This is a genomic window from Agromyces bracchium (assembly GCF_009709675.1).
Taxonomy (GTDB): domain Bacteria; phylum Actinomycetota; class Actinomycetes; order Actinomycetales; family Microbacteriaceae; genus Agromyces; species Agromyces bracchium.
The window spans coordinates 19,537-27,794 of the sequence record NZ_WMLB01000036.1 but is presented as its reverse complement, the minus strand read 5'-3'; the positions used below and the strand labels follow the sequence as shown (position 1 = coordinate 27,794).

General features: G+C 67.4%; 3 protein-coding genes and 1 pseudogene. 3 read left to right on the top strand and 1 reads right to left on the bottom strand.

Annotation, left to right across the window (positions count from 1 at the left end; all coding sequences use genetic code 11):
- Positions 1-433 precede the first annotated feature (433 nt).
- The 3 genes and pseudogenes from GJ743_RS15795 to GJ743_RS15785 all read left to right on the top strand — a co-directional run.
- Positions 434-3,025 carry a caspase family protein gene (locus tag GJ743_RS15795; protein WP_155052870.1) on the top strand — a complete coding sequence of 864 codons (2,592 nt, stop codon included), beginning with the start codon at positions 434-436 and terminating at the stop codon, positions 3,023-3,025.
- The gene (locus GJ743_RS15790; RefSeq protein ID WP_155052869.1) at positions 3,022-3,363 is read left to right on the top strand and encodes a caspase family protein; all 342 of its coding nucleotides are present in this window, start codon (positions 3,022-3,024) and stop codon (positions 3,361-3,363) included. Before GJ743_RS15795 ends, GJ743_RS15790 begins: the two co-directional genes overlap by 4 nt.
- 62 nt (positions 3,364-3,425) lie before the next feature.
- Positions 3,426-4,265, top strand: a pseudogene (locus GJ743_RS15785) (IS3 family transposase); the annotation flags it as partial.
- 243 nt (positions 4,266-4,508) lie between these two features.
- Here the strand turns inward: GJ743_RS15785 and GJ743_RS15780 are convergent.
- Entirely contained in the window at positions 4,509-8,231 is a 3,723-nt protein-coding gene (locus tag GJ743_RS15780) for a caspase family protein (protein WP_155052867.1), read from the bottom strand.
- Positions 8,232-8,258: the final 27 nt, after the last annotated feature.

Sequence of the window (8,258 nt, the reverse complement as noted above, 5' to 3'; positions counted from 1 at the left end):
CGACCTGCGCACCCCGATCGAGGTCGAGCAGGCCTACTACGCTGACCAAGAATCAGGCCTGGCCGCAACCGCCGGACAGGGAAACCGATAGGAACGAAACCCAGGCCGAATCACTGGTCGTCGACGTCGGTTTCCCTCGTTCCGACTCCGAGTGCCGGTACAAACCAGGAGTCGGCTTGCACCCGGTAAGTCCCTCGTTGTCGGTGCCGCCTCATCCGGTGTGGGCAGCTTCGCTATCCAGATCGCCATCGCGCATGGTGCCCGTACGATCGCCATCACGCACGGCGAGTGCCAAGCATCGCGGTGAGCTATCGGATCGAGGGCAGCCCTATGCTCGCGTCTCGCGTGGCATCACCGGGCGCCTCCGGAGTGGTGGTGCGGCCGTCCGCGCTGCAATATCCTTCGCTCAGATGACGGTGAGGGGGCCGGCACGATGGGGAAGCGCGCGTTGCTGATCGGAAGCGAGACTTTCGGTCTGACCGGGGTGAACGGCGATGTGGAGCTCATGGCGGAGAGCCTCTCGGACCACGGGTTCGAGGTGACGGTGAAGATCAACGACGCGGCGACGCGGGCGGGCATCCTCGACGCGTACGAGAAGCTGATCGCCGACACCCCGGAAGGCTCGACCGACCCAGTCGTCGTGTACTACTCGGGACACGGCGGCCGGGATCGGTTCGACGACTGGCAGGAGCGGCAGCGCCGCGGCGAACCGTCGCACCTGCAGTACATCGTCCCGATCGATATGGCGGCGACGACCGAGTCGGACTACCGCGGGCTCCTCGCCCAGGAGCTCAGCACACTGCAGGCCCGGCTCAGCGCGCGGACGCAGAATGTCACGACGATCCTCGACTGCTGCCACTCCGCGACGATGTCGCGCGGGGCGACGCAGTCGCGCGCTGCGTCGCTGACTCCGAAGGCCGCGCCTCGGGGCTTTCCCATGGCGGGCGCGCTGCCCGTGCTCGCCCAGCTCGGTCCTGCTCCCGACGGCTGGGACATGTCCAATCGGCTCGCAGTGCGGATCGTCGCGTGCGACCCGACCCAGTCCGCCTACGAGCGCGACAGCGTTCTGGGCGGCCGGCACGGCGCACTGACGGAGCAGCTCACCATCGCACTCCGCGAACTCGACGGCCGGCCGGTAACCTGGCGCTGGATCGGCGACCGCGTGCGCACGAGGGTGAGCGCCGAGATCCCGATGCAGCGCCCCGAGGTCGAGGGTCCCGGCGACCGCGTGGCCTTCTCCCTCGAGACCCGCTCTGCCGCCGGCGCCGTGCCCGTGACGAGGAAGAAGTCGGTCCTCACGATCGAGCCGGCCGGCCTCTTCGGGGCGGCGCAGGGTGACAGCTTCCAGCTCGTCGACGATGCCGGGACGGCAGTGGCCAAGGCGGAAGTGACCGAGCTCTCGGACGACCGCGCCCAGCTGAGGCCCGACCCGCCCCTCGCCGAGGGTGCTGCCGAGCTGATCGCGATACCGGTGCGCACCGCCTCGCCGCGGCCCGTGCGACTGGAGGTCGCCGAGAAGGTCGCCAAGCCGCTGGCCGAGGTGATCGCCGCTTCGTCCTTGCTCCGTGTCCTCGACGACCAGCGGGACGCCGCGGAACCGGCGGCTGCCGCGATCGTCGGAGACGGCGCGCTCACCGTCCTCGACGGCAGCGGCCTGCCGATCAACCGTGACGGCCTCTCGACCGACGAAGCAGGCTGCAAGTCAGCAGTCGCCCTTGCCGAACGCGTAGTGAAGGCCGAGCGTCTGCGGCGTCTGCGGTCGGCCGACGCAGAGGCGGAACGGGAGAGGCTCGTGCGGGTCGAATTCTTCGAGCATGACCCCGCAGGGCGGGCGGCGCGTGATCTCGCCGGCGAGCGATTCCATCCCGGGGACAAGATCAGCGTCGGAATCACCAACACCGCCGACACGCCCGTCTACGTCGGGCTCTTCGACATCGACCTCGCCTCGCGGGTAGTGATGCTCAGTCAGGGCGAGCCCTCCGGCTGGCGCATCGAGCCCGGTGAGACGAAGGTCGCCGGCGGTGACGACGGCGCCGAGCTGTCGTGGGACCCCACGATTCCCGACGATGAGGAGCGCCTCGAGACGCTCGTGGTCATCGCCGCGAATAAGCCGCAGGAGTTCACCCTCCTCGAGACTCCCAAGGACGCGCAGACGCGGCGCGGCGCGCCCCTGTCCGAGCTCGAGTCGCTCCTCGCCGAGGCGGCGACGGGTACCCGCAACTGGTCGGCGGGCGTCCCTACGTCCGGCCCGCCGCCCCGGTACTCTGCCGACACGATCGACTTCTTCGTCTCGCCCGACGCGAGGATCGACGTGCGCGAACCCGCGTTCGCGATCACCGACCTCCCGCCACTGTCGATGCGGATCGCCCAGCCGCGCGGACAGGTCGACGCGCCCTCGCGGGTGGCTGTCCGGCTAGTCGCGCTCAAGGTGCGCAACAACAAGGCGCTGTTCAAGGCGGTGGTGCGCGTCGACGCCCTGGTCATCACCACGCAGCGGGACGGCCAGGTCATCGCGCAGCCGTTCACCTTCCGGTTCCCGGGTATCCAGGACGGCGACCTGCTGCCTATGGACAAGCTGCAGCTGTACCTCGGCGACGTCCACGAGTTCCTCGACATCGCGATCTGGGTCAACCGCGACGACACGAAGGGGGTCGATCTGGCGAAGCTCTTCGAGGACGCCGCCAACGACACGACGATCCAAGGCGCACTCACGGCGATCGGCGGTCTGGTGCTCGCGGCGCCGCAGGTCGCCGTGGCCGTCGGTACAGTCGCTGCTGTCGCAACGGTGGTGCGCGTGGGAAGCCAGCTCGTGCAGGCCGCCGTCGGCAAGGAGATCGGGCTGTACCGCACGAGCTTCCTTGCGTTCGAGAAGTTCGGAGTGGGCCGACAGCCCGCGGAGGGGCTGCGCCAGGCCCAGGGGATCGAGTTCGCCTACGAGATCGTCGACATCTCGGGCGACGGCGGGACCTGGGGGTACGCGGCGTCCACATCGACCGGGACGCCGGAGCCGATCGGCACGCCATGACCGGTGGCGAGGCGCCCGACAACGAGCGCACCGTCGGTCCGCTGCCGGTCGCGCAGCGGTACGGCGCTCTCGCGAACCGGTGGGCGATCATCGTCGGCATCTCGATGTACGCGCACGACCGGCTGAATCTGGCGTGGGCCAACCGCGACGCGAAGGAGCTGTACAAGCTCATCCAGACGCCGGCGGGCGGCGGCTTCGAGCCCGAGCGCATCGAGCTGGTGATCGACGAGAAGGCGACGACCGCCGCGATCACCAAAGCGCTGCGCAGCTTCTTGAAGAAGCCCGCGCGTGAGGACGTCGTGCAGGAGGCGCGCAAGGAGGACCCGGAGCTGTCGTAGAACGCGGCAGTCGTGGTCGTCGATGAACGCCACTACCAGGGCAGTCGCGGGGTCGAGCTCCCGCGCGAAGAACGAGGACGCCGTCGCCCCGTGCATTGCAGGATGCGGAGCTGGCCGTGCAGATCGAAAGGGTGTTCTGGGACCGCAACCTCGGCCGTGGCATCAGCGGCGCCCGCGAGGTCTGGCGGCTGCTCAAGCGTGAGGGCATCGACGTGGCCCGCTGCACGGTCGAACGCCTCATGCGGCAGCTCGGGCTGCGCGGGATCCGCCGCGGCAAGGGATTCGTCACGACCAGGCCCGACGATTCGTCCACGCGAGCCCCGGACCACGTGCAGCGCGAGTTCCGCGCCGACCGGCCCAACGAACTCTGGGTCGTCGACTTCACGTACGTCCCGACGTGGCCTGGGATGGCGTTCACCGCGTTCGTCACCGACGTGTTCTCACGACGGATCGTGGGCTGGCGGACCATGTCGAGGATGCCGACCGACCTGCCGTTGGACGCGCTCGAGATGGCGCTGTGGATCCGCGACACCGCCGGCGAAGACGTCACCGGCGTGATTCAACATTCGGACGCCGGGTCGCAATACACCGCGCTGCGCTACACCGACCGGCTCGCCGAGGTCGGCGCGATCGCATCGATCGGGTCTGTCGGCGACAGCTATGACAACGCCCTCGCCGAGACCGTCGTCGGGCTCTACAAGACCGAGTGCGTCAAGATCGACGGCCCGTTCCGCACGGCCGACGAGCTCGAGCTCGCGACCCTGTCATGGGTGCACTGGTTCAACGAGAACCGCCTGCACTCCTCGATCGGCTACCTCACCCCGATCGAGAAAGAGAACGAGTACTACCGTGAGATCCACCCCCAGCAGCAACCGCAGCTGGGAGAACTCGCCCTCCACTAAACCCGGGGCGCCTCACACCTTCGATTCGAAAATGGCCCTCTTGACCGCGCCTTGTGCGGGTACGGGACGCGCATCGGTCGAGTGTTGAGGCCTGACGCGCCAGACGATTGCACTGGTGGGGTCGGAAGGGCGCGGATTTCACCGCGGACACAATATGTACCCAAGTATTCAAGAATGCAGGGCGGTGTCGACGCAGGCTATGTCGGGGGAGGCGGCCGTCACAGGGGATCTGTCGCACATGACCTACCCCGGAGGTTCAAGAGTTTCGCTGCTAGACGTTGGCGCCGCTCGCGAGCCCAAGAACTCGCGCACGCCGTCCTCGTCACCGAGCGGCGCACCCATCTGCAGGTACTCGATCAAAGCGGTCGTCGCCTTTGCTAGGGTCTCGCGCTCGACCATCTGACGGATCGCCTGGCCTAGGTAGTACCGCGCACGAGCGTCGTGCGGGTCCATCGCGGCAGCTTTGTCGAGTTCGCTCACAGCCTTTGTGAAGTCGGTGCCGCTCTCGTAGAGGACGCGACCAAGCTGGTAATGCGCCTCTCGGAGGCGGGCATCGGCGCGCGGGTCATGCTCGCGCTCGCGCATCATGATCGTCGGGTCGCGGTAGAGGGACACGGCGCGCTCGAGAACATCGATGGATGCGGCGTGGTCTCCGGCAGCGGCCCATGCGATACCTAGATCGAGCCGCCCCGCGGGATCCCAGTCGCCCCGCTTCTCACGCTCGTCGATCAGACGCCGGAGGATGGTGACGGCTTCGGCGATCGGCTCGGCGTCGAGCTTCCGTAGCACGGTGCGTGCGGATTCGCGGACGCGGTGATTCTCGAAGACGGGCTCGTCGAGGAGCTCCTCCTCGGCGAACACGAGGGGGTCGGAAACAGATTCGGCTCGAGCCGACTCGACCCAACCGCGATACGAGTGCGCATTGCCTCGAGTGAGTGCTCGCGTGAGCTGACGGGTGAGTGAACCCTGAGCACCCGGCTTGGGATCGGTCGGCAGGTTCCCTTGCGCGACGCGCCAGCTCACCTCGATCGCCTGCCGGTCATAGATCGTGACAGAACCTATGCGTAGCTGCGACACAGCGAGGTCGCGCTTGCCGAGCGATAAGGAAGGGACCAGCCGGGATACCACTGAAACCAATCCAGAAAGAGCGGTATCAAAGAACCCGCGTTGGCGATCCGGACGGCGTTCCCGGAGATCGGTTGGCACGCTTCGATACCCGCCCGCTCCCAGGTATCGGATGAAGCTGGCGTCGACAATGCTCACAAGGTTGGCGGCGTCGGCCGCCTTGGCCATTGAGGCAAGCTCGTCAACGCGGATGTCGTAGACCTCGCCGAGGCGCCCGTCGGTGCTCACCAGGGTCGGAATGCCATCACGATCGTTGGAGCCATTTCCGGCGAAGTAGAAGAGCGCGGGTTCTGTGCGGGCGGCGTCGGCCAACTGGCGAAACGACTCGACAATCGCAGCGCGCGTCGCCTTCCTGTTCTGGAGCACAGTGATGTCGTCGTCAGCGAATCCGCAGTGCTCCTGAAGAGCCTTGCGGATGAGTCGGACATCGTTGAGCGCACCCTTCACGCCTGCAAGTTCGCCGTTCTCGTACAGCTCGATGCCCACAAGGAGGGCACGCCGACGCGTGTGTTCGAGTTGCGCTGCCTGCTCGGTGAGCGCGGCGCGGAGGTCGGCTCGCTCGATCCGGTCCGCCAGCACGCGCAGCGTCGTGGGCGCGTCACGTAGCCGCGATCCGCCGAGCTGCGCGGCGGCGAGGAGGCGCACGGCTTCGATCGCGTGTGGTCCGTCGCGCGTAGCAACCGTCTCGAGGACGCTCCGTGCGTCTTCAATCGCCCCGCGTTCGATGAAGGCCCGGGCGAAGCTCACCTCGATCGAGGGGAGCGCGTCGGTGAGTCCGCGTGGCACGCGGCGGCGGCGGGCCCGCAGACGTTCCACGGTCTCGCGCGGATAGGTCCGCCGGAGGGCGAAATCGAACGCCCACAGGTGGATGTCGCTCTCGCCGAACACGAGGTCGTCCCGATCGCCGATCAGCACTGGGATGAGCGAGCTGATCTCGGACGGGGCGACGTCGGGGTCCGCCGGCGACTCCGGCTGAGGTCCGCCCACCGCCAGTCGACGGATGACACCGTCCAGCAAGCCGCCGAACGTGAGGGTCACGGGGTCGGATTCTTGGAGCTCGCCAGCGAGCGCAGTCGTAAAGCTGCCAGCGGTGACGAGCCGTCCATCGAACTCGACGCTCGTTTCGAAGGCCATCTGTGCGGAGTCCGAGGCGAGCAGCACCCGGTAGTCGCCCTCACGCTCAGCCAGCTCCAGGAATGCGCGGTGGGGGTGAGTATCGAGCACAATGGTCGTGTGTCGGCTTCGAATCGCCTGGAGCCAGGCGTGGAGTTCCGACGCGGACACGCCCGATCCGGCGTCGACCGTATCGTGCATGAAGAGGTAGAGATCACCGCGTTCAGCCCGATTTTGGACGGAGTCCGGGAGCGAGTGGCCGCTGAATTGGACCAGTACGGTGTCTGTCGGGGCGGCGCGTTCAGCCAGGTTCGCGAAGGCGGCTGCGATCCCGGCCCTGGTGGCGGATGCATTGGTGAGAACAACGGTCTCGTCGGGGTCGGCTCCAGCCAGCGAGGACAAGACGCGCTCCATGATTGCGACGTCGTTGACGCAACCGCTGAGGTTGGCGAGGTTCGGGTAGGAGTATTCGTCGATCCCGATGAGCAAGGCGAACCGATGCCCCGGTCCCTGTTGCGGGCGCGTCAGGTAGCTTCTGGCAAAGTCCGCGTACTCGTGCTCGGGGCTCGCGGCCACGAACTGCTCGAGTGATGCCTTCGCGCCTTGGACGTCTCCGAGCTTCGCCCTCCCCACGCCGCGCAGCAGAAGCGCCTCCTCCCCGCCCGCAGGAAGTGGATCGGCGATGAGGGGCTGGACCGCCGCTACGCATCCCGCCGCATCGTCGGCGGCAAGGAGGGCTCGCCCGAGTCCCAGCATGGCCTCGGGTAGCGCTGCCCCGGCCAACCGCGAGAGCCTGATCGCCGCCGAGTACTCTCTCGCTGCCGCCAAGTACCGGTCGCGCTCATCAAGTCGGTGCCCGAGCACGAGCAGTCTGCGAGCGAGTTCGACGTGTTCGCGCGCGTCAACGCCGCCGGAGACGGCCATGGGCAGGTCTGCGTCAAAGAGGGCGGGCCCGATGACTGGGTGCTGCTGGTCATCGGTCTCGCGTTGGACGTTGTCGCGGACGTACTCGAATAGCTCGCCGACGCTGACGATGCCGTCCTTCGGGCGGCGGTAGCCGTCGGCCTCGCCTTGCAGGCCCCGCAGCAGGAAGTGGGTGAACACGCCGTGCCCACCGTCCCATCGCTCGTCCTCCCTCGCGGTCTCGTTCGCCCGAGCCGAGGTCAGCAGCGCAACGCCGCCGTGCGCTCGACTGACCTTCTCCAAGTAGGTGTTGACCACCTCGGCATCGTTGCCGCCGCCACGAACACCGTCGACGTCGGCGATCGAGGCGCTGTGGCACGTGTCGGCGATGATGACGACCTTTTCGGCTGCCAGGTTCTCTTGGAGCGACATGTTGATCTCGCGCATCGGCAGCGCGGTTCCAGACACGTTCTTTCGATCCGTGTCATGCGTATAGAGGTATGTGACGTTTGGCCGCACGGGGTCGGGCGAGCCATGGCACGCAAAGTACAGGAGGACCATATCCTCCGGCTTGGGCTTTTGGAGGAAGCTCCGCAGAGCGCTCGTGATCGCGGCAGTGGTGGCTTGAGCGTCGACTAGCAGTCGGATGTGCTCGGGCTTGAAGCCGCCGCCGGAGGGCGTTTGAATCAGTTCAGCGAGCTTCTCAGCATCCCGACGCGCCCAGGCCAGGTTCAGTCCTTCATCACGGTACGCCGAGATGCCGACGACGATCGCCCAGAGGTCGAAGTCCGTCGCGAACCGCTGCTCGACGGGCAGCGGCGCCACGTTCCGCTCACCCCCCGCTGGACGAAA